General features: G+C 41.6%; 22 protein-coding genes and 1 riboswitch. Of the genes, 12 read left to right on the plus strand and 10 right to left on the minus strand.

Annotation, left to right across the window (positions count from 1 at the left end; genetic code table 11):
* Nucleotides 1–186: 186 nt before the first annotated feature.
* From PHAL_RS0110570 to PHAL_RS0110595, 6 genes are read right to left on the minus strand one after another with little or no spacing between them, the layout of a single operon-like run.
* Nucleotides 187–1,572 (minus strand): tetratricopeptide repeat protein, encoded by a 1,386-nt coding sequence (locus PHAL_RS0110570; protein ID WP_016708377.1) that lies wholly within the window; start codon nucleotides 1,570–1,572, stop codon nucleotides 187–189.
* Between the two features lie 26 nt (nucleotides 1,573–1,598).
* Nucleotides 1,599–2,255 (minus strand): hypothetical protein, encoded by a 657-nt coding sequence (locus PHAL_RS0110575; RefSeq protein WP_016708378.1) that lies wholly within the window; start codon nucleotides 2,253–2,255, stop codon nucleotides 1,599–1,601.
* 1 nt (nucleotide 2,256) lies between these two features.
* Nucleotides 2,257–2,661 carry an ExbD/TolR family protein gene (locus tag PHAL_RS0110580; protein WP_016708379.1) on the minus strand — a complete coding sequence of 135 codons (405 nt, stop codon included), beginning with the start codon at nucleotides 2,659–2,661 and terminating at the stop codon, nucleotides 2,257–2,259.
* Nucleotides 2,662–2,664: 3 nt separating this feature from the next.
* A complete protein-coding gene (locus PHAL_RS0110585; RefSeq protein ID WP_016708380.1) occupies nucleotides 2,665–3,036 on the minus strand; it encodes a MotA/TolQ/ExbB proton channel family protein in 372 nt (123 codons plus the stop codon).
* Entirely contained in the window at nucleotides 3,029–4,339 is a 1,311-nt protein-coding gene (locus PHAL_RS0110590; protein ID WP_016708381.1) for a MotA/TolQ/ExbB proton channel family protein, read from the minus strand. The genes PHAL_RS0110585 and PHAL_RS0110590 overlap by 8 nt, the downstream gene beginning before the upstream one ends.
* A complete protein-coding gene (locus PHAL_RS0110595) occupies nucleotides 4,336–5,100 on the minus strand; it encodes a DUF3450 family protein (RefSeq protein WP_016708382.1) in 765 nt (254 codons plus the stop codon). The genes PHAL_RS0110590 and PHAL_RS0110595 overlap by 4 nt, the downstream gene beginning before the upstream one ends.
* A gap of 335 nt (nucleotides 5,101–5,435) precedes the next feature.
* Between PHAL_RS0110595 and PHAL_RS0110600 the strand changes: the two genes are divergently transcribed.
* Nucleotides 5,436–7,619 carry a TonB-dependent receptor gene (locus tag PHAL_RS0110600; protein ID WP_016708383.1) on the plus strand — a complete coding sequence of 728 codons (2,184 nt, stop codon included), beginning with the start codon at nucleotides 5,436–5,438 and terminating at the stop codon, nucleotides 7,617–7,619.
* A 92-nt stretch (nucleotides 7,620–7,711) separates the two neighbouring features.
* Nucleotides 7,712–8,392 carry a Fe2+-dependent dioxygenase gene (locus PHAL_RS0110605; protein ID WP_016708384.1) on the plus strand — a complete coding sequence of 227 codons (681 nt, stop codon included), beginning with the start codon at nucleotides 7,712–7,714 and terminating at the stop codon, nucleotides 8,390–8,392.
* Nucleotides 8,393–8,431: 39 nt separating this feature from the next.
* Here PHAL_RS0110605 and galE read toward each other — a convergent pair whose 3' ends face one another.
* Nucleotides 8,432–9,445, minus strand: coding sequence for a UDP-glucose 4-epimerase GalE (galE, locus tag PHAL_RS0110610; protein WP_016708385.1), 1,014 nt, complete (start codon nucleotides 9,443–9,445; stop codon nucleotides 8,432–8,434).
* A 229-nt stretch (nucleotides 9,446–9,674) separates the two neighbouring features.
* Between galE and PHAL_RS0110615 the strand changes: the two genes are divergently transcribed.
* Nucleotides 9,675–10,172, plus strand: coding sequence for a DUF3016 domain-containing protein (locus PHAL_RS0110615; protein WP_016708386.1), 498 nt, complete (start codon nucleotides 9,675–9,677; stop codon nucleotides 10,170–10,172).
* Between the two features lie 50 nt (nucleotides 10,173–10,222).
* On the opposite strand, the gene PHAL_RS0110620 is transcribed toward PHAL_RS0110615, so the two are convergent.
* Nucleotides 10,223–10,513, minus strand: coding sequence for a hypothetical protein (locus PHAL_RS0110620; RefSeq protein ID WP_016708387.1), 291 nt, complete (start codon nucleotides 10,511–10,513; stop codon nucleotides 10,223–10,225).
* 71 nt (nucleotides 10,514–10,584) lie between these two features.
* On the opposite strand from PHAL_RS0110620, the gene PHAL_RS0110625 reads away from it, so the two are divergent.
* Nucleotides 10,585–10,794 carry a hypothetical protein gene (locus PHAL_RS0110625; protein ID WP_016708388.1) on the plus strand — a complete coding sequence of 70 codons (210 nt, stop codon included), beginning with the start codon at nucleotides 10,585–10,587 and terminating at the stop codon, nucleotides 10,792–10,794.
* A gap of 15 nt (nucleotides 10,795–10,809) precedes the next feature.
* Here PHAL_RS0110625 and epmB read toward each other — a convergent pair whose 3' ends face one another.
* Nucleotides 10,810–11,823, minus strand: coding sequence for an EF-P beta-lysylation protein EpmB (gene epmB, locus PHAL_RS0110630; protein ID WP_016708389.1), 1,014 nt, complete (start codon nucleotides 11,821–11,823; stop codon nucleotides 10,810–10,812).
* A 42-nt stretch (nucleotides 11,824–11,865) separates the two neighbouring features.
* Between epmB and efp the strand changes: the two genes are divergently transcribed.
* Both efp and epmA read left to right on the plus strand, forming a co-directional pair.
* A complete protein-coding gene (gene efp / locus PHAL_RS0110635) occupies nucleotides 11,866–12,432 on the plus strand; it encodes an elongation factor P (RefSeq protein ID WP_016708390.1) in 567 nt (188 codons plus the stop codon).
* Nucleotides 12,433–12,489: 57 nt separating this feature from the next.
* Nucleotides 12,490–13,464, plus strand: coding sequence for an elongation factor P--(R)-beta-lysine ligase (gene epmA / locus PHAL_RS0110640; protein ID WP_016708391.1), 975 nt, complete (start codon nucleotides 12,490–12,492; stop codon nucleotides 13,462–13,464).
* Between the two features lie 86 nt (nucleotides 13,465–13,550).
* Here epmA and PHAL_RS0110645 read toward each other — a convergent pair whose 3' ends face one another.
* The gene (locus tag PHAL_RS0110645; RefSeq protein WP_016708392.1) at nucleotides 13,551–15,644 is read right to left on the minus strand and encodes a TonB-dependent receptor; all 2,094 of its coding nucleotides are present in this window, start codon (nucleotides 15,642–15,644) and stop codon (nucleotides 13,551–13,553) included.
* A 120-nt stretch (nucleotides 15,645–15,764) separates the two neighbouring features.
* Between PHAL_RS0110645 and PHAL_RS0110650 the strand changes: the two genes are divergently transcribed.
* The 6 genes from PHAL_RS0110650 (at nucleotide 15,765) to PHAL_RS0110675 (ending at nucleotide 21,105) form a co-directional block, all read left to right on the plus strand.
* Nucleotides 15,765–16,160: an acyl-CoA thioesterase gene (locus tag PHAL_RS0110650; protein WP_016708393.1), complete on the plus strand. Its 396-nt coding sequence runs from the start codon at nucleotides 15,765–15,767 to the stop codon at nucleotides 16,158–16,160.
* A 125-nt stretch (nucleotides 16,161–16,285) separates the two neighbouring features.
* Nucleotides 16,286–16,687 carry an META domain-containing protein gene (locus tag PHAL_RS0110655; protein WP_016708394.1) on the plus strand — a complete coding sequence of 134 codons (402 nt, stop codon included), beginning with the start codon at nucleotides 16,286–16,288 and terminating at the stop codon, nucleotides 16,685–16,687.
* Nucleotides 16,688–16,743: 56 nt separating this feature from the next.
* Nucleotides 16,744–16,854: riboswitch (TPP riboswitch) on the plus strand.
* Nucleotides 16,855–17,005: 151 nt separating this feature from the next.
* On the plus strand, nucleotides 17,006–18,958 hold the full coding sequence (gene thiC / locus PHAL_RS0110660; protein WP_016708395.1) for a phosphomethylpyrimidine synthase ThiC: 1,953 nt from the start codon (nucleotides 17,006–17,008) through the stop codon (nucleotides 18,956–18,958).
* 107 nt (nucleotides 18,959–19,065) lie between these two features.
* Nucleotides 19,066–20,067 (plus strand): FAD-dependent oxidoreductase, encoded by a 1,002-nt coding sequence (locus PHAL_RS0110665; RefSeq protein ID WP_016708396.1) that lies wholly within the window; start codon nucleotides 19,066–19,068, stop codon nucleotides 20,065–20,067.
* 20 nt (nucleotides 20,068–20,087) lie between these two features.
* Nucleotides 20,088–20,285 (plus strand): sulfur carrier protein ThiS, encoded by a 198-nt coding sequence (gene thiS / locus PHAL_RS0110670; protein WP_029216111.1) that lies wholly within the window; start codon nucleotides 20,088–20,090, stop codon nucleotides 20,283–20,285.
* Nucleotide 20,286: 1 nt separating this feature from the next.
* Nucleotides 20,287–21,105 (plus strand): thiazole synthase, encoded by an 819-nt coding sequence (locus tag PHAL_RS0110675; protein ID WP_016708398.1) that lies wholly within the window; start codon nucleotides 20,287–20,289, stop codon nucleotides 21,103–21,105.
* Nucleotides 21,106–21,108 lie beyond the last annotated feature (3 nt).

Here is a 21,108-nt window from a genome sequence, read left to right on the forward strand (position 1 = left end):
CGAAACTCGAAACTCGAAACTCGAAACTCGAAACTCGAAACTCGAAACTCGAAACTCGAAACTCGAAACTCAAAACTCAAAACTCAAAACTCGAAACTCGAAACTCGAAACTCATCCTACTGCGTAGTGTATGATGGCTCCAAATTAAAGAAAGCCGCTTTATAAATGAAGCGGCTTTTTATCGGTTTAACCTTCTCGTTGGATCAAGCCTTCTAGAGCTCGGATATTGGTGAGTAAGTCTTGGCGTTGAGGATTGGCATTAAATGCCTTTTTTAGCTGGTTTAATGCTTGTTTGTAGTTCTTACTATCAATTTCTATTTGAGCTAATCCTAACCATGCAGATAGTTGGAAATCAGGTAACGCTTGAGCTCTAACGTACATTAACCTTGCTTGTGTTAGTTGGTTTTGCTGTTGATAAATAGTTGCCAGACTTAACAGCGCATCACCTAGATTTGGATCAATAGCCAACGCTTTGTTTAACCGCTTGGTAGCCTGTTTTAAGTTTCCTTGTTCAATTGCTAATTGTGCACTGTAAACTGATAGTTCAGCTTGTGATTGTTTTGATAACTTATTGCTAAACGGCGTTAGTTTAGCAATAAGCTGTTTTGCCTGAGCCCATTTTTGTTGGGCGATAAGCCAATTTAGGGTTTGCATGCTTACCGCAGTGGCTTCATCTAGGTGTGCTGATTCTGTATTTTCAAGGGCCTTATTCAGTAGATCTACTGATCGAGAATAACTGCCTTGAGTAAGGTGTAGCTGTGCTGCAAGTAGCTGGTTATTGGCGTTAGTAGGCGCTAATTTTAGCGCCACTTCAATGCTGGCTAATGCTTGCTTATTATTATTTTGCTGAAGTGCGATTTGTGCCCGTTGTAGCCAAAGCTCAGAATTCTCCGGAGACGCATTGAGCAGCTCTTTTAACAGCACTTGGGCTTGACTAAGATCACCTGCGGAGATCAATGAAAATAATAACCCTTGTTGATATTGTGTTTGCTGTGGTTCCAGCATGAGTGCTTGTCGATATGCGGCTATAGCACTCCATGGTTGCTCAGCTTGTACATGAATATAAGCAAGTTGTGCATATACTTGAGCATCCGCTTGACCAAGTTCAATACAACGAGTTAGATGAGGTTGTGCTTGTTTATAACTACCTTGTTGCATATAAAGCAGACTTAGCCCTTGGTGTGCTTTAACTAGATCTGGGGTAGTCGATAAACTTGCCTTTAATGCCAGTTCAGCCTCTTTAAACTGCTTTAGGGTCAATAATACTTGACCACGTAACAGTTGGAGTGCGGGACTGTCATTATTAAGCTCTCGTTGTTTGAATAAGTTTGCAACAGATTGATAATTTCCTTGCTCTAACAATGGTTTTACTTGTTGGGCGAAACTACGTTCGTTTGGCTCTATTTTTATATCTGTTGGACTCAGTAAATTATTATTAATAAGCAATTGCCAGTGCGGATCGCTGGGCTGTAATTTAACACTCAAAGGTGCAGCCTGACTGGCATTTATATAAAGTGTTAATGGCATGATTGCACAGCAAGCAAACCATTTTTTTGTCGTTAATTTTTTCATTGTATTTTCACTTTAATACTGACTTGCTAAGGTTTAAATTCAATGGGCCAAATAAATCTGGCACGCACTATATCACCGTCTTTTTTAGGTGAACTAAAACGACTTTGTTTGATTATTCTATCTATTTCGGGTTTTAGTTCTGGATACGGGTTTTGCACTACATTTATTAAACTTAAGCGACCATTTTCATCGATAAATACATCGAGTTTTACTATAAAAGAGCTTACTCCTTGGCGGGTTAGCTTTTTTGGTAATATGGCCTTTACCGGAGTGAGTAGTGTCGGAAGACCGTCTAGTTGGTTTAAGCTAAACGCATCCCAGTTTACCTCAATTGATTGAAATTCAGGGGTTGCTATTGGCATGTTAGTAAGTGTTGGCTTGCTTAAAGATATTTTGCTCTCAACTTTTATATTAATAGCTTGAATTGTTGCACCCGCTCCCTCGACGACTAAGCTTTGCATTGGTTCTGCTACTGTAGACTGGGTAACTGTTGGCGGTGGGGGGGGCGGCAACGGTACTAAAGCAACTTCTCGCACGATCACTTTATCATTGATAACATGTTCGGCTATTTGCCCAAGCCATAGCAAGAGTAATGCAATGCTAAGTACGGCAAGGCTTAATATAAAAGCAAAAAATGGATGTCGCTTATTGCTTGTTGCTGATGTAAGCGTATTACTGTGCATATTATTGTTGGGTCGCTAAGTTAACAGTTGCAGCACCAGCGAGTTTAGCTTCGTCTATGACTTTGACTAATAACTCGGTTGGCACGGTTTTATCTGCTTGGATCACTACTGGGCGCTGTTGTTGTTTTAGCATTTGCTCAACACTGCTGCGTACACCCGCAACACCTATTTGGCTGCCATCAAAGTAAACTTGTTGGCTATCCGTTATAGCAATAAAGATCACTTGTTGCTCTAATCGGCTGGCTGAGACTGCTTGCGGTTTATCAACTTCAACACCGCTTTCGCGAACGAACACAGTGGTAACGATAAAGAATATTAATAAAATAAACACCACATCTAACAGTGGTGACATATCGATATGGTGAGCTGATTGCTGCTCTAGACGCTGTTTTAATCGTGCTTGCATTGGTTAGCTCACTGGTAATTTAATCGCACTGCGACGCGTAACGTACAATAAATATGCCTGCATCAGCCATGCGGGAATAGCGCAGACTAACCCTAACTGTGTTGTTAGCAAAGCATCACTGATCGCTTGGCTCATTAGCTCGTTTTGTCCTTGTGACATCACTTTAAATGTATCAAGCAAACCAATAATAGTACCGAGTAAGCCAAGTAATGGCAGGGCTGCAGTTAAAATAGAACTAACATCATGCCAATAGCCTTGACGTTGAAGCTTATACTGCTTTATATGCAAAATATCGTGCCAAATAAGCTGATAAACATAAAGCGCTAATAAGATGATCAGCCAGCAGATAAAGTTACCAAGTAGTTGATCAAACATCTTTTACCTCTAGCTGACTAAGTTGCAGTGCAAATGCTTCAAGTTGGCTGTAATAGGCTTTAGCTTTACGCGATAGTAGAGCATTGAGCACTAATGCAGGTATTGCGACTACTAAACCAAGCTCTGTAGTGATCAAAGCCTGAGCTATACCGCCTGATACGACCTCGGGATCACCTGAGCCAAACAATGTCATCATTTTAAATGTTTCAATCATTCCACTGACGGTGCCTAACAATCCTAATAGTGGTGCGACAGATGCAGTAATTGCAATCGCGCCAATGTAGTTATCGAGCTTATGTTTATCATGCATCAGTTGATTAAACAGTTGATCGTCTCGTATTTGCCCTTTGTGGTTATCAATCGATAGCTTGAAGAGCGTAGCTTGCATCCCGCTAAAGTTATGTTGCTCTGGCGCGTTAAATGTATTTTGTAATGTCAGAGCTGAGACTGATTTTATTTTGCTTAAACCAAACAATTGATACGCTTTAAATAAAGCAATCAATAAAGCAAAGCATGCAAACAGAATAATTGGAATTGCCCACAAGCCGCCCTTTTCAAGATGCTCAACAGTACCTTCTTGCTGAGCTTGGCTCGCAGCTAAGCGCGTTAAACTAGGATCAAATGTTAGTGATACGGTTGCTTTTTCCGAGTTCTTACTAAGTTGTGATAATGCTTCATCAAATGGCGTTTCACCGCTTGTTGATTGCACTAATGCAACTTTAGGTGGAGCTTGGGTTGGGTCTGTTGTAGCAAGTAATCCCATTAACTGTGGCTGGGTAACGCTAAACCAAGCAACGGGCCCCACTTGTAACGTTGTAGCTGGGGTAAGCTCACCATTTTTCAGTACAATATTTTGTTGTTTAAATTGCGGATAGAGCGCCGCAGTTTGCTGTTTTATCACAGAGAATACGTTATTCAACAGTGTTTGTTGATCGTTATTACTTTGAGCAGCTTTAGCGTATTGGCGAGTAAAGCGGTTCAGTAAATTAAGGCGATATTGTTGCTGTTGTTGCCAAGTATCTAAGCGAGTTTGCAGTTGAGTTAAACTAAGTGTGTCTTCATCTGCAAGGCGACGGTTTATAGCTGCTTGTTCGCGTTCTTTTTTTAGTGCTTGTTGTTTATCAAATATTTTTTGTGCAAGGGCCGTTTGTTGCTTAGTAATTCGCTGTTGTGACTTATTTAATGTGCTTTGCGCACTTTTTATATCTGTTAGTAATTGCTGTTTAGCATCATTTGCTGTGGCGGCTGTAGTTAGTTGACTTACGAATAAAAGAGCAAAACACAATAAATTGATTAATTTCATTGAATAGACTCCTTAGCTGCATAACTAAATACAGGTAGGGTTAACCAGTTTGCTGCTTGCTTTTTCTCTTGCACTGCAATGCCGTGTGCAATTTGTTCGCCATCAAGTTCACTGTCAAACTGCCATTGCCACCCTAGCTCAGCAGGAAAACCGATCCCCGTGTAGCTTAAATCATTACTCACAAACCATGCTTGAGCGGCACCTAAATAGAGTTGTTTGACCCAAATTTCTTTACCTTGATCGTTAGTAATTGCCATCTCATGAATCGAAATTCGATTTTGAAAATCAGCAAGTTGACCTAACATTTTTAAAGCAATTTGGAGTTTTTCATTTGCATCCAAATTTTCATCAGTTAGATCGCCAATTTCTTGCCAGCTAGTGAATAATGGTGGCGGTAATTGTACTTGCAGTGAACGCAGTTGCTGAATGAGCTGATTTAATTGAGTGTTTAAAGCGCTTTCATCGACTTCAAGTTGCCCTTGTTTTTGGATCAGTGCAGTGCGCTTTTCTGCAAGTTCAGAGCTGTTCTTTTGACGGTTGTGATTGAACTGTTTGAGTTGGGTTTGCTCCGCATCCAGTAGCGTGAGAGTTTGTTCCATAGTGGCTTTTTTTTCTAACCAGTGTGTTTCTAGCTCATTTGTTTGTTGTTCTATTTGTAGCCATTGATTGACAAGGCTTTCAAGTTCGCTAACTGGATCTGCGGTACTTGAGAATGAGCTGAGTAAAATAACTGCCCCAAGAGATTTTATAAAACGTTGCATATGATAATTAATGCCCTAAAAGTGATGACGATATGTAGCACGGCACAGAGTTTAGGCTAGATGAAAGTCATGCCTAAAACTGTAAATTTTTAAGTGCTTTAATATTTTTTATAGCGTAATCGGTACATCTAAATTGATGTTTATTTAACAATGGTATTACGTATGTTTAAAAGTGCGAAAAATAGTACAATGCCTGACAAAATAACGCAAGTGATAATATTTCGCATTTACATTGCTTTTATCGAGTGCTAGGATTTCGCCGAATTAAAATCAACGTGCTTAAACGACTTGCTACAAATAATTATGTTAGCGAGCGACCTACATATGGAGTTAAAATGGGTAAAATGTCTAGTAAACGCCGAACTTATGTAAAACCTTTGGCTGCTTTCGTAACCGCAACTTTATCAACTTGGGTATCTGCTCAAGGAGCTGAAAATGTGCAAGAATTATCAGTAACCAAAGCTACCACACAATCGGAACAAAGCTACAAAGTTGAAAAATCTTCATCAATCAAGAACACCCAACCACTCGTTGATACTGCAAAATCAATTACGGTTATTAACAAAGCGGTGATGAAAGATCGAAATGTAGATAGTTTGCAAGACGCTTTGCGTAATGTGTCAGGCATTTCATTAGCAGCAGGCGAAGGTGGTGCTCCTGCTGGCGATAGTTTATCTATTCGTGGCTTTAGTGCGGCGAACGATATTTTCATTGATGGTATTCGTGATATTGCTGGGTACGATCGCGATACTTATAATGTTGAGCAAATCGAAGTGGCTAAAGGTCCAAGCTCAGCAATGACTGGCCGTGGCTCAACCGGTGGGAGTATCAACTTAACCACTAAAACAGCAACATTAGATGAATTTAATGATGTGTCATTACGTTTAGGAACCGAAAGTGATTATCGTGGGCAAATCGATAGTAACTTCAAAGTAGGTGAAACATCTGCATTACGCGTAAATGCTTTAGTTGATGAAGGTGATGTTGCTGGGCGTGATCATGTTGATTACGAAAAACAAGCTGCAGCTATTTCATTTGCCTCTGGTTTGGGCACTGAAAGCCGTTTTAATCTTAATGCCGATTACCAGAACCAAGATAATATGTCTGATTATGGTATTCCGTGGGTTGGCTCTGCACCTGTGGTTGCTGAATTAGCTGGTAGCGAAAATGCGGCACCACCAGTGGATTTTGACAACTTTTACGGCAATGTATACCGTGATTTTGAAGATATAGAGGCTTACTCAGCAACAGCCAAATATGAATATGACTTATCACAAACCACAATGTTACGTGCGCAAGGGCGTATCGGTAGCGTTGAGCGTAAAGATACAGTAACTGCACCGCGCTTTATTGATGTATCGACAACCACAGATATCAGAATGAGCGATGTTAAAAACCGCGATACACGCAATGAATTAGCAACATTACAGCTTGATTTGGTGGGTGAGTATGATTTTGCGGGTGTAAAACATAATGTGGTCGCTGGTGTTGAATTAACTAACGAGACGTTTAGTCGCTGGAACGTAACTGCGCTGGTCGCTGATAATTTAAAAGATGAGCCGGCATTAAATGACTTATATAATCCGGATGCATATTTACCTTACAGCGGTCAGTATGGTCGTGATGGTACTAGTACTGAAGCGGTTGCTAAAACCCGTGCTATTTATGCTTTTGACACTATAACTTTTAATGAGTATTGGGAAGTCACTGCAGGTTTACGTTCAGAGCAGTATGACAGCGATTATCAGTATGATTACAATGATCCAAGTTTGACGATTTCAACCAGTGATACGATGACCAGTTGGAATGCGTCTGCGGTATACAAACCAAGTGAAAATAGCAGTATTTACTTTGGCGCTGGTAACTCGTATAACCCATCAGCAGAGGGGATCGCAGTTTCTACACGCGGTAATGCCAGCGAGTTAGAACCAGAGAAAAGCCAAAGTTATGAGTTGGGAACTAAGTGGAATCTCCTCGACGATAAATTGATGACTACAGCTGCTATTTTTAGAACGGTTAAGACTAATGCGCGAGTCGATGATCCAACAAGCGATGAACGTGGTGTTGAAGTGCTTGATGGCGAACAACGTGTACAGGGTTTGGAACTTTCTGCTACGGGCCTAATTACTGACGAGCTTAGTATTATCGGCTCTTACACATTCCAAGATAGTGAGGTGACGGAGTCAACTGTAGATGGTGATGTCGGTCATGATTTAGCGCGTGCGCCTAAAAACAGTTTTAGTGTATGGGCGCGATACGACTTTAGTGATGCGCTAGCCGCAGGCTTTGGTGCACAATATATTGGCGAACGTTATAATGGTAATTCATCGACCAGCCGTAAAGCCGATAGCTATGTGTTATTAGATATGATGCTTTCTTACCAAGCTACTGAACAGTTAAGTATTCAGTTTAATGGTGAAAACTTAACCGATGAAGATTATGAAGATCAACTCGGTGGTGGGCATTTTATTCCAGGTCAAGGTCGTTACTTTACTCTAACGGCTAGTTACTCTTTCTAATTACAACCAAATGTTTGTTGAATAGGTTAGAGCTTAATGAAACAGGTTAATGTACATTAACCTGTTTTTGTTTTAAAAATTCAGGAACCTCCATGTTATTAAAAATACCTGATTTACTGAGTGCTGATGAAGTTGCTTATTGCCGAAAGGTGTTATTAGCCGCGCAATGGACAGATGGCAGTGTTACCGCTGGTTATCAGTCAACTAAAACTAAAAATAATTTACAATTACCAGAGCAAAGCGTTGAAGCTAAAGAGCTTGGCGATATTGTTATGGGCGCTTTGGCGCGTAGCAATTTGTTTATGTCTGGTGCGTTGCCTGCAAAAATATTTCCGCCCTTATTCAATTGTTACCAAGGTGGGCAGTCGTTTGGTATTCATGTAGATAATGCTATTAGGCAAGTCCCTGGCACGCCAGTAAAAATTCGTACAGATTTGTCTATGACATTGTTTTTCAGTGATCCAGAAGACTACGATGGCGGTGAACTTATTATTGAAGACACATATGGATCACATTCGGTAAAACTCCCAGCAGGAAGCATGGTGTTGTATCCATCAAGTAGTTTGCATAAAGTGACACCCGTTACGCGTGGGCGCCGTTTAGCGTCATTTTTTTGGTTACAAAGTATGGTCAATAGTGATGAAAGACGTACTTTACTGTTTGAATTGGATTCATCAATTCAAAGTTTGCGTGAAAAAGTCAGTGATAGCCCAGAGATAGTGCGATTAACAGGGGTTTATCATAATCTGCTTAGGCAATGGGCACAGACTTAATCAAGCTAGACAATAATTGTCTAGCTTGATTAAAACGAACTATTTATAGCCGTTAGGGTTGTTACTTTGCCAGCGCCAAGTATCTTGCATCATACTATCAATCCCGCGCTCTGCTTGCCAACCAAGCTCATTAAGGGCTTTTTCTGGTGCCGCGTAACAGGCTGCGATATCGCCTGGACGGCGAGGGGATACTTGATAAGGAACATCTTTACCGCAGGCTTGGCTGAATGCGTTGAGCATTTGCAGCACTGAATAACCATTGCCTGTGCCAAGGTTGTAAACGTGGGCGCCGCTATCTTGGTTTATTTTATTAAGTGCCTTTAAATGGCCAAGTGCTAAGTCTACAACGTGGATATAATCACGAACCCCAGTACCATCGACGGTATCGTAATCATCACCAAATACACCTAACTGCTTTAACTTACCAACAGCAACTTGCGAAATGTAAGGAAGCAGGTTATTTGGAATACCATTTGGATCTTCACCAATTAAACCTGATTCATGTGCACCTACAGGGTTAAAGTAGCGCAATATCGCAAAAGCAAAGCGCTCGTCTGATTTTGCGATATCTTGCAGCATCATTTCAACCATCAGTTTTGATGTACCATAAGGGTTGGTAGTACCACCTACAGGGAAGTCTTCACGAATTGGCAGACTTGCCGGGTCACCATAAACGGTAGCAGATGAACTAAATACTAGCTTGAATACACCCGCATCACGCATAGCATCAACGAGGCTTAGCGTACCTTGTACGTTATTTTGATAGTACTCAATTGGCTTTTCGACTGACTCGCCTACCGCTTTTAGACCTGCAAAATGAATAACACTCTCGATTTGATGTTTAGCAAACACGTGGTCTAAAAATACTTTATCGAGAATATCACCTTGATAAAAAGTCACGTCTTTTGCTGTAATGCTTTTGACTCGGTTGAGTGATTCTGGTGACGAATTACTTAGGTTATCAATAACGACAACATCCTGTCCTTGCTGTAGTAGTTCTAAAACTGTGTGTGAGCCAATATAGCCTGCACCACCGGTGACTAAAATAGTCATACTATCTCCATTTAAGTAATTTTATTCAATTAAGCTAATTTCATCACAAATAGTGATTGATTGCCTGTTTTATCTGTCATTAATTTTTTTTAGTGTTAGTAAAACTATCTGCTTGATTACATTTTTGCTATAAATGATAACAATTAAGAAAATTAGTATTAAGCTATAGTTAAGTTGAAAGTGCTAATCTTGCACCTAACATAGGGTAACGCCTTTATTGGAGAATGTTATGAATACAGTAAAAAAAATAGCAATGGCAATGCTAGTAGCACTTCCTGTTTTTGCTCATGCTGGCGAGGCTGTAGTTAAATGGCAAGACTTTAATGATTACCGCGATACGCGACCATCCAATGAACCTAAAGGGTCATATCATAAACATATTGCGACAAGCTTTGAAAAGCACTTCAATAAATTGGCTGAAGATTTACCAGAAGGTTATAAATTTAACGTTGAAGTGACTGAACTTGATTTAGCTGGTGATGTACGTTTTGGCGGTATGAATGATTTACGTATTATTAAACCTATTTATTTTCCACGCATCGAGTTTAAATACTCAGTGACTGATAAAGATGGCAAAGTGCTGAGTGAAAGCGATAAAGTCGAGTTAAAAGACATGGGCTTTATGGATAAAATTAAAATGGGCCGTGATGAAGAGTTTTATTACGATAAACGTTTAATTACAGATTGGTTTAATAAAGAATTAATGCCGCAAATTGTTCCTAGTTAATTACATCCTAGCTAGGATGAAGAAGCGCTCACACTGTGAGCGCTTTTTTGCTATTTAAAGGTCGCTAATAATTGCAGGATTTGTTGGAGTTTAATTACCGTAGCTTTAAGCTTTTCTTCGTCAAGGCCGTTTGTGCTTAGGCTCTCGACATCAGCGGCAACATCCAGAACATAAGGTTTAAAGCGCTTTGCTTCAAAACTAAATCCTGCATCTGCAGGAAATAATGCTTTAAATTTGCCATGGCCCTGTTGCTGAAGTTCATCTAACTTTTTATCAGCATCAAGTGATTGACGATAAACAATTTTTAAGTTGGCATTGAGTTGTTCAATAATAGAATCCATTTTTTTCCTAAAGCTTTCGACTGCATTGCCGATATAATACGGGTAATGAACTAAAAAGTCAGGTATGAGCTATGAATATATCAGGTGAAAACCTACCGGCCATGAGTGGTGCCGGACAAAGCGGTGAAGTTTACAGCGCAGCGCTGGCCAAAAAACAGCAAAAGGCTGATGGCGCAGCAGCACTGGCGTTAATTGAAGCTGCTGGCACGAGCAGTGCAGCGCAAACACCAGCAAAGTCTGTAACAGCAACGCTTGGTAATAATGTAAACGTGTACGTTTAATAGCGCACAGCGCTATTAAATCAGTTTGAGGTCAATAGGGGTCTTACTTTTTTGACCACCGATCTCGCGTACAAGTTTAGGCACTAAGTAACCTGGTAATGCGTGCAGCATATCAGCCATGATTTTGCGTGCCTGCGATTCATCAATATCAAAGTGACTAGCTCCTGCAACTTTATCAAGTAGGTATAAATAATAAGGCAGTACATCAGCTGCAAATAATGCTTCACTCAGTGCAATTTGCGCTTGGCTTGAGTCATTCACTTCTTTTAATATTACTGCTTGATTTAGTAACATCACTCCAGCTTGTTTTAGCTTTTGCATCGCGGCTTTAAATTCATCGTCAATCTCATTGGCGTGATTAATATGATTAATGAATACGATTTTAAGCGGTGATTTTTCTAATCGTTGGCATAATTGCTCGGTAATACGCGCAGGGATCACCACAGGTAATCGGCTATGAATTCGCATCCGCTTAATTTGTGGTAATTGTTCCAGCTCATCCATAAACCAACTAATAGCATCGTCTTTGGCCATTAGAGGGTCGCCACCACTTAAGATCACTTCATTGATATTATGATCCGACTTAATGTAATCGAGAGCTTCAATGAGACTGCGTTTATTCAGTTGATTTTCTTGGTATGGAAAGTGACGACGAAAGCAATATCTGCAATTTACAGCACACCCAGTTTTAAACATCACTAAAACCCGCGACTTGTATTTATGTAATAGCCCAGGTTGCGCATTGTTTTGCTCTTGCAAAGGATCTTTATCAAATCCGGTTTTAGAGATAAACTCTTGGTGGCGTGGCATGACCTGCAACAGTAATGGGTCGTTTATATCGCCATAACGCATTTTTTTGATAAAAGGCACAGGTACACGAACCGGAAAAAGAGCCCGTGCTTTAAGGTCTTTTTCATCGGCCATGCTTGATAAACCTAGCATTTCTAGCAAGGTGCGTGGGCAAGTAACAACATTAGCTAATTCTTTTTGCCAGTTTTTATGCAAATTTGCTTCATTTCTTTGTATCATTGGCACGTAGATTACTCGAAAAATTATTAGATAGAGGAAACGATGGCGAATTATAGCACCAACGAGTTCAAGGGCGGCCTAAAAATTATGATGGACGGCGAGCCTTGCAGTATTTTAGAAAATGAAATGGTAAAGCCTGGTAAAGGTCAAGCATTTAACCGTGTTCGCATCCGTAAACTGATCTCAGGAAAAGTTCTTGAGAAAACCTTTAAATCAGGTGATACAGTCGAAGGTGCTGACGTAATGGATACTGATCTTGCGTATCTATACACTGACGGTGAGTTTTGGCATTTCATGAACAACGAAACTTTTGAGCAAATTGCCGCAGATGAAAAAGCGCTAGGTGATTCAGGCAAATGGTTAGTTGAAAATGATGTATGTACTATTACATTATGGAATGGCAGCCCAATTGCTGTAACTCCACCTAACTTTGTTGAGCTTGAGATCACTGATACCGATCCTGGCCTAAAAGGTGATACAGCAGGTACTGGTGGTAAACCAGCTACTTTAAGTACTGGTGCTGTAGTACGTGTACCATTATTCGTACAAATTGGCGAAGTGATCAAAGTAGATACTCGCAGTGGTGAATACGTAAGCCGTGTTAAGTAAGCAATAACATGACTTAATTAAATCCCAGCTTAGGCTGGGATTTTTTTTGGAGAAAATATGTCAGCAGATCTTTGGATGCCTAGTGCCGAAATAGCAACCTTGCAGCAACGCGCGAGTATTGTAAGAACTATCCGTGAGTTTTTTTATGCCCGAAAGGTGATGGAAGTTGATACTCCGAGCCTAAGTGCAGCCAGTGTTACCGATGTACACTTAGTTAGTTTTAATACCTCTTTTGTTGGGCCTGGTCATGCTAAAGGCTTGCCGCTGTACTTACAAACGTCTCCTGAGTTTGCTATGAAGCGCTTGTTAGCGGCCGGTAGTGGTGCTATTTTTCAGCTTTGTAAGGCGTTTCGTAATGAAGAAGCGGGTAGTCATCACAACCCAGAATTTACTATGTTGGAATGGTATCGTCCTGGGTTTGATGAGTTTGCCTTGATGGATGAGATAGATGAGCTAATGCAGCTAGTTTTAAATGTTCCAGCTGCGCAGCGATTAACTTATCAACAAGCATTCCAACATGCTTTAGGACTTGATCCGCTGACTGCTACCTTGGCGCAATTACAGCAACTGGCTATTGAACACGGTTTTGCTGATATAGCCGCACAAGAGACTCACCGAGATACCTTACTGCAATTATTATTTTGTATGAAAGTAGAGCCTACAATCGGCCAAGATAAGCCCTGTTTTATTTATCACTTTCCTGCGTCACAAGCTGCTTTAGCGCGTATTTGTGAGCATGACTCACGTGTGGCGGGGCGCTTTGAACTTTATTATCAGAACATGGAGCTGGCAAATGGCTTTAATGAGCTTACCAATGCGCAGGAGCAAGCTAAACGCTTTACTGAAGATAATGTTTATCGAAAAGCTAACAACTTAACACAGGTGCCTATGGACACGCGTTTAATCGCGGCTCTTGAGCACGGTTTACCGCAATGTGCTGGAGTCGCATTAGGTATTGATAGGTTGGTGATGTTAGCAACTAAAAAAGACACCATAAAAGAAGTGATCGCGTTTGATGTAGGTAGGGCTTAAAAGGTTCAAGATTCAAGGGAAGGTAAAAGTAATCTAGCTTTTACCTTGGTACTTTTACCTTGGAACTTTTCCCTTGAAACTCGTTTTTATAACTCGTAAATAAAGGTGACACCGGCGACCATAGGTTCACCAAGCTGGGTGTAAGTATGAGTTGCATAACCATCACGAGGGTCGTTACCAAATTCAAAACCTCGAGTGGGTACTTCTTCGTCAAACACGTTACGTGCCCAAGCGCGGATTGACCATTGATCCGCTTCATAACCCGCACTAAAATTAACTAAATTAACACTGGGTGCTTGTGAATTATGGCTGTCAGAGAAGTAATAGTCGTCTTTGCCTTCAATACCCACTGTAGCATATAGCTCATCAGTAAAGTTATAACGCGCTGTAAATGCGTATTGGTATTTAGGGGCTTGTGATTGTTCACGACCATCTTGATTTAAGCCTGATTGCGCAACAAAGTCATTAATTTTGGTATCTAAATAACCGGCACTACCAGTGAAAACTAAATCGTCTGTTAACTGGTAACTCCCTTCTATTTCAAGACCGTAATTTTCACCTGAGCTGGCGTTATCAACATAACCGGTAAATTTTTGGTTTTCTACTTTCCATGCTTTTAATTGCATGTCTTCACGGTACATATAAAATGCCGCTAAGCGCAGGACAAACTTGTCATCGAGAGAGCTGCCTTTCACACCAAACTCACCGCTCCACAAATATTCTGGTGCAAAACTAACATGATTTTGGAAAAAATCGGCATCAAGGTTCAAACCATCGTCTTTGGCTTTTGCGAGCGCTTCAGAGTTAATACCGCCGGCTTTATAACCGCGGGTTAAACTGGTGTAGATCATAGTACGGTCAATCACTTGGTATTCAAGTGCTAGTTTACCACCGACCATGACATCGTCAGTTTCTTCGATAAAGCCGTTATTATCAGTGTAATCACCTTGGTATTGCTCAACTCGCAAGCCTGTGATTAAGGTGGTCTTATTACCAATCGGCGTTGCTAGTTGACCATAAATGGCGCTATTACTAGTTTGATAATTTGAAGCAAATGGATTCGCAAGCCACGTATATTGGCGTTCTAAATCAACTTCCCGGCCTTGGTAATAAAGCCCTGCAACCCAGTTACCGCCTTTGCCATTAAATTGCAGTTCAGCAGCCTGATCTTGGCGATCACGGAAATAAGCATCGGTTGAGCTATAACCGTCAGGGTGTAGCCCAGCTGCGCATAATTGTGGCTGGTTAATATCGTTACATACCCAATCTTCATCAAAGCTATAGACTAGGTCACTATCTATTCCTGATAAGTTAAGGCTTACATCAAACCAATCAAAGCCGGTGTATATATTAGCAAGGCCTACGGCAATACTTTCTTGGTTATCTTGGCCTGGTTCATCAGCTACGCTATTGCGGCTGTTATCTAGAGTAAATGCATCATAGCCGTTGTTGATATCAATATAGTGAACGCTTAATTCAGAGCGCAAGTGATCGGTAAGTTGGCTATGAAGTTTAAAGCGGCCAACCATTTCGTCTTGTTGTTGTGTTGGTTTATCAAGGTATAAATTATCTTGATAACCGTCAGATTCGCGCTGGTAAATACTGGCGCGTACTGCGGTGCTATCTGTAATACCAATACCTGCGGCAACACCCGCTTCATAACTATTGTAGTTACCTGCGCCCAGTTGTACTTTTAAACTTGGCTCAAAGCTTGGATCGGCTGATTCCATTTGAATCATCCCTGCCATGCCATCAGCACCAAAGCGTGTGCCTTGTGGGCCGCGGTATATTTCAACTTGGTTAACATCAAATAACAGTGAGCTGCCACCTAGGCCTGAATAATTAATGCCATCAATTACTAAACCAACAGACGGGTTGATTGGATCAACAAACTGCGAGCGTAGCCCCACTCCGCGGATTTGAATATAGCGGCCACGCGATGCGCCAGAGGTAAAGTTTACATTGGCGGCACTGGCAAGCATTTCATCTAGAAAACTAGCACCACGCTCATTAATTTCACGATCGCTAAATAAGCTAGCGCTGGCGCTAAGGGTTTGAATACTTTCTTTTTGAAAATCCCCAGTAACGAGTATTTTTTCAAGTTCAGAATCATCAGCAAAAGTAGGGGCGCTTACTAAAGGTAAGAGCGCGGCAGTAATTAAAGACAAGCGTAGTTTCATTCGGTTACTTAACTCCATTTCAGGGACTCGCATGATAGCAACTATTCTTATTAAAGTCGTGATACGCGATATATTAATGTGCTATAAACGCGCACAGTATACATAATAAGGAATACAAATATGACCTTTAAAGTTGACTTTAAAGTGCGTGATTACGAATGTGATCTGCAAGGTATTGTAAATAACAGTGTGTATTTTAACTACCTAGAACATGCGCGTCATGAATTTTTACATGCCAATGGGATTGATTTTGCACAGCTCGCCCGTGATAAAATTAACCTTGTAGTGATGCGCAGTGAAATGGATTATAAGCAATCATTAGTGCCTGGGGATGAATTTTACGTAGTTGTAGAGCCTGAGCGTATTAGCCGCTTAAAGTTTGGTTTTCGGCAAACGGTTGTACGAAAGCATGATGAGAAAGTGATGTTAAAGGCATTAGTAATTGGTACCTCGGTGAATGAGCAAGGTCGCCCATTTTTGCCAGCGCAGGTTGATCAGCTATTTAAAGTCGAATAATTCTCGAATTTGAATGTTTTTTACTATCTTAGAACAATTTTTTACATTAAAAACATGCATTTTTAACGGTATAGATGGTTATTTGTTGTTATTATAATGTGATTGAGTTTTAGGTTAGTATTCACATGAAATTAGCAGCAATACCGATGCTTGTTATCGGTTTATGTGTAGGCTGCTCATCGACAGGGACCGTCACTAGTGAGCAATTGAAATACACCAAGTGGCAACTATCACGGGTTGATGGTTTAGCGATCCCAGCATCTTATTCTGCCTCATTGAGCTTTATTGAAGCTTTGCAAGTCAATGGGTTTGCTGGTTGTAATAAGTTTTTTGGCGAAGGGCAACTTGATGATAATCATCTCACGGTGAATAAATTAGGGATGACCCGGAAGTCGTGTGGTAATGAGCTGGATGAGTTTGAACAGCAGTTTTTAAATGCGTTAAAGCAAGGCGTGCCGTTGCAAATGCAAGATCAGCAGCTTGTCTTAAGCGGCGAGCAAACGTTTGCATTTATTCCAGCGGGTTAAGCGCTTGCAGACGAGTTGTATCTGACGTACACTCGTCGACGAACAATATATAGAATTTTTACTTGTCGGAGTGCCTTGAGTTTTAACTTAAAGGCTGAGATCGCGAAAGCGGGATCCGTGAACCTGATCAGGCTAACACCTGCGTAGGGAACAAGCTGCCTTAAATGGGTGCTTGTGCGCCTGTTTGGCGTATAAGTACTCTGGCTGCCAAGGTTAGGTGTACTTTTATAACACCCGCCTACGATCCATGTAGCTGTTGCTACTCTCTATTGCATAGCAATATCTGACAAGACAACCCTTTTAGCAATGAGGTAAGTCATGTCAAACACATCAAATAAACCGTCTCGCCGCGAAACCCGTGCGGCTGCATCAGATTATATTTACAACCTGACTGGGCAACCATTCCCAAGTTCACACAAAGTCTACGTACAAGGCACGCAAGAGAATGTACGCGTTGGTATGCGTGAAATTACTCTAAGCGATACTTTTATAGGTGGTACAGAAGAAAACCCAGTATATGAATCAAATGCGCCATTGCGTGTATACGATACCTCTGGTCCATACACAGATCCTGACTTTAAGTTAGATGTGCGTAAAGGGCTTGATAAATATCGTGAGCAGTGGATTGAAAGCCGTGGCGATACAGAAATTTTAGAATCCGTGACCTCACAGTTTTCGCAGCAACGCATGGCTGATGAAGGCCTTGATCACATTCGTTTTGAGCACCTTCCTAAAATTCGTCGTGCTAAAGCGGGTAAAAATGTCACGCAAATGCATTATGCTCGCCAAGGTATTATTACCCCTGAAATGGAATATGTAGCGATCCGGGAAAACATGGGCCGTGCACAAATTCAACAAGAATTGTTAGCGCAGCAGCACAAAGGCGAGTCGTTTGGCGCGAGTATTCCTGAATTTATTACCCCTGAATTTGTCCGTGATGAAATTGCTCGCGGTCGTGCAATTTTACCAAATAATATCAACCACCCTGAAACCGAACCAATGATCGTTGGCCGTAACTTTTTAGTAAAAGTAAATGCCAATATTGGTAACTCGTCTGTTACTTCATCAATTGAAGAAGAAGTTGAAAAAATGGTGTGGTCAACCCGTTGGGGTGCTGACACCGTAATGGATTTATCAACGGGTCGGTACATTCATGAAACGCGTGAGTGGGTAGTACGTAATTCACCAGTGCCAATTGGTACTGTGCCTATTTACCAAGCGCTTGAAAAAGTAAATGGTGTGGCTGAGGATCTCACGTGGGAGATTTTCCGCGATACGCTTATTGAACAAGCCGAGCAGGGTGTTGATTACTTTACAATTCATGCCGGTGTATTGCTGCGCTATGTACCAATGACAGCTAAGCGCGTTACGGGTATTGTATCGCGCGGTGGTTCAATTATGGCTAAATGGTGTTTAGCGCACCATAAAGAAAATTTCTTATACACTCACTTTGAAGATATTTGCGAAATTTTAAAGCAATACGATGTGTGTTTTTCATTAGGCGATGGCCTGCGCCCAGGCTCAATTGCGGATGCTAACGATGAAGCGCAATTTAGCGAGCTACGTACTTTAGGGGAATTGACCAAAATAGCGTGGAAACACGATGTACAAGTGTTTATTGAAGGCCCAGGTCACGTGCCAATGCATATGATCAAAGAAAATATGGAAGAGCAACTTAAGCATTGCGATGAAGCCCCTTTCTATACTCTTGGTCCACTGACGACTGATATCGCTCCAGGTTATGACCATATCACTTCAGGGATTGGTGCGGCACAAATTGCTTGGTATGGTTGTGCGATGCTGTGTTACGTAACACCAAAAGAACACTTAGGTTTACCAAATAAAGAAGACGTTAAAGAAGGTTTGATCACCTATAAAATTGCCGCCCATGCAGCCGATTTAGCGAAAGGCCACCCTGGTGCGCAAGAGCGCGATAACGCCTTATCAAAAGCGCGCTTTGAGTTCCGCTGGCATGACCAATTTAATATTGGTTTAGACCCTGTTCGTGCTCGGGAATACCACGATGAGACTTTGCCGCAAGAATCGGGCAAAGTGGCACATTTTTGCTCTATGTGTGGGCCAAAGTTCTGCTCAATGAAAATCACCCAAGAAGTGCGTGATTACGCCAAAGATCTCGAAGCCAGAGGTATCGATCCCAACAACGTAGGCGATGCGATTGAGATCAAAATGGTCGATGTCGAAGCCGAAATGAAAGCTAAGTCAGCCGAGTTTAAACAAACCGGCTCAGAGATTTATCATAAAGCGGTTTAACTAAAAGGCGCTAGGTTCTAGGGAAGAGACTAGGTTTTAGGATGTTGTTAACCTAGAACCTAGAACCTAGAACCTAGAACCTAGAACCTAGAACCTGAGGAGCTCTTATGTCTTATAACATTGCGGTAATAGGCTTTGGTTTAACTGGGCGCTTAGCGGCGCTTGAACTGAGCTTAAAGCATAAGGTGACTGTTTATGAATCGGGAGATGAGCAGGCGCTTGATAGTGCGGGAAAAGTCGCTGCGGCGATGCTCGCGCCTTTAGCTGAATCGGTATTATGTGAACAAGATTTAGCTTTGCTAGGACTGGATTCGATCAGGCGCTGGCCAAGTATTTTAGCGCAGCTTGACGATGAAGTGTTTTTTCAACAGCAAGGTTCTTTAGTGGTCGCTCACCAGCAAGACAAAGGCGATTTACAGAGTTTTATACAACGCTTAAAACCTTTGGCTGGCCATCATGGACACCGGTTAACAGGAGCGCAAATCAGTGAGTTAGAGCCGGAACTTGCAGGGCGTTTTAATCAAGGTGTGTTTTTACCGTGCGAAGGGCAAATTGATAATCACGCTTTTTATCAAGCGAGTTTTAAGACTCTGAAGCAGCGGAATGTGAGCTTTAAGTTTGCACAAACAGTTGATGTAGACTCTGGAAACTTGCAGCAATCATTTGATTATATTGTTGATTGTCGAGGTCTAGGCGCTAAAAGTGCAGCGTGTAAGTTGCGTGGAGTACGTGGTGAGGTCGTGCGTTTGTTCGCCCCTGAGGTAAAGTTAACGCGTCCGGTGCGGTTAATGCATCCGCGCTATCCAATCTATATTGCCCCTAAGCCTAACGACCAGTATGTGATTGGTGCGACAGAAATCGAGTCACAAGATCATGGCCCAGCTACGGTACGCTCAACTCTTGAGCTATTATCGGCAGCGTACACAGTACATAGTGGCTTTGCAGAAGCACGGGTGTTAAGCATTCAAACTGGCCTGCGCCCTGCGTTTAGCGATAATCGCCCGCAGGTAACTCAGCAGCAACAGCTGATCAGCATTAATGGCTTGTATCGCCATGGCTATTTGCTTGCACCGAGTTTAGTCGCTGATGCTGTGGCGCGGATCAATTAAGGGTTAGTATGAAAATGAGTATGAAAATAACAATTAATGGTGAAAGTTTTGAGTTGGTAAATACTGCCAATTTAACCCAAGCATTACAGCAATTTGCTGCAAAGGAGCCTTTTGCGGTTGCGATTAATGGTCAATTTATTCCGCGTAGTCAGTGTGATACACACTTACTCAATGAAGGCGATAGCATTGAATTACTATCACCGATCCAAGGTGGTTAATGTGAGTAGTTTAATATCAGATAGTTTTAGTATTTATGGTGAGCAGTTCACTAGCCGCCTATTAATTGGCTCAGCATTGTATCCGTCACCTGCGATTATGGCCGATTCCATTGTAGCCAGTGGTGCGCAGGTGGTTACTGTGTCATTACGACGTCAGCAAAGCGCCGCAGCTGGTGATGACTTTTGGCAGTTGATCAAAGACACAGGGTTAAAAGTATTACCCAATACAGCAGGGTGTCATAGTGTTAAGGAAGTTGTTACGCTTGCGCAAATGTGCCGTGAAGTGTTTGCCACCGATTGGATCAAGCTAGAATTAATAGGTGATGACTATAACCTACAACCCGATCCGTTTGCTTTACTTGAAGCCACAAAAATATTGTTAGCTGACGGTTTTAAAGTGTTACCTTATTGCACCGACGATTTAGTATTATGCCAACGTTTAGCTGAAGCTGGATGTGAAGTACTAATGCCATGGGGAGCGCCGATTGGCACAGGCAAAGGGTTATTAAATCAATATAATTTAAGAACTATTCGAGAGCGATTACCCGATACCACATTAATAGTCGATGCAGGCTTAGGTTTACCATCACACGCCTGCCAAGCGCTTGAATTAGGTTATGATGCAGTGTTATTAAATTCGGCTATTGCAGGCGCGGGCTGCCCTGTTACCATGAGTCATGCATTTAAAGCAGCGGTTGAGGCTGGCCGTTTTGCGTACCGAGCGAAGGCGATGCCAGAAAAAGACGTTGCTGCCCCATCTACTCCCACGATGGGTATGCCTTTTTGGCATCAAGATTTTGGTATTAAGAATAAAAATTAGGAA

Source organism: Pseudoalteromonas haloplanktis ATCC 14393 (assembly GCF_000238355.1).
GTDB classification, from domain to species: Bacteria; Pseudomonadota; Gammaproteobacteria; order Enterobacterales; family Alteromonadaceae; genus Pseudoalteromonas; species Pseudoalteromonas haloplanktis.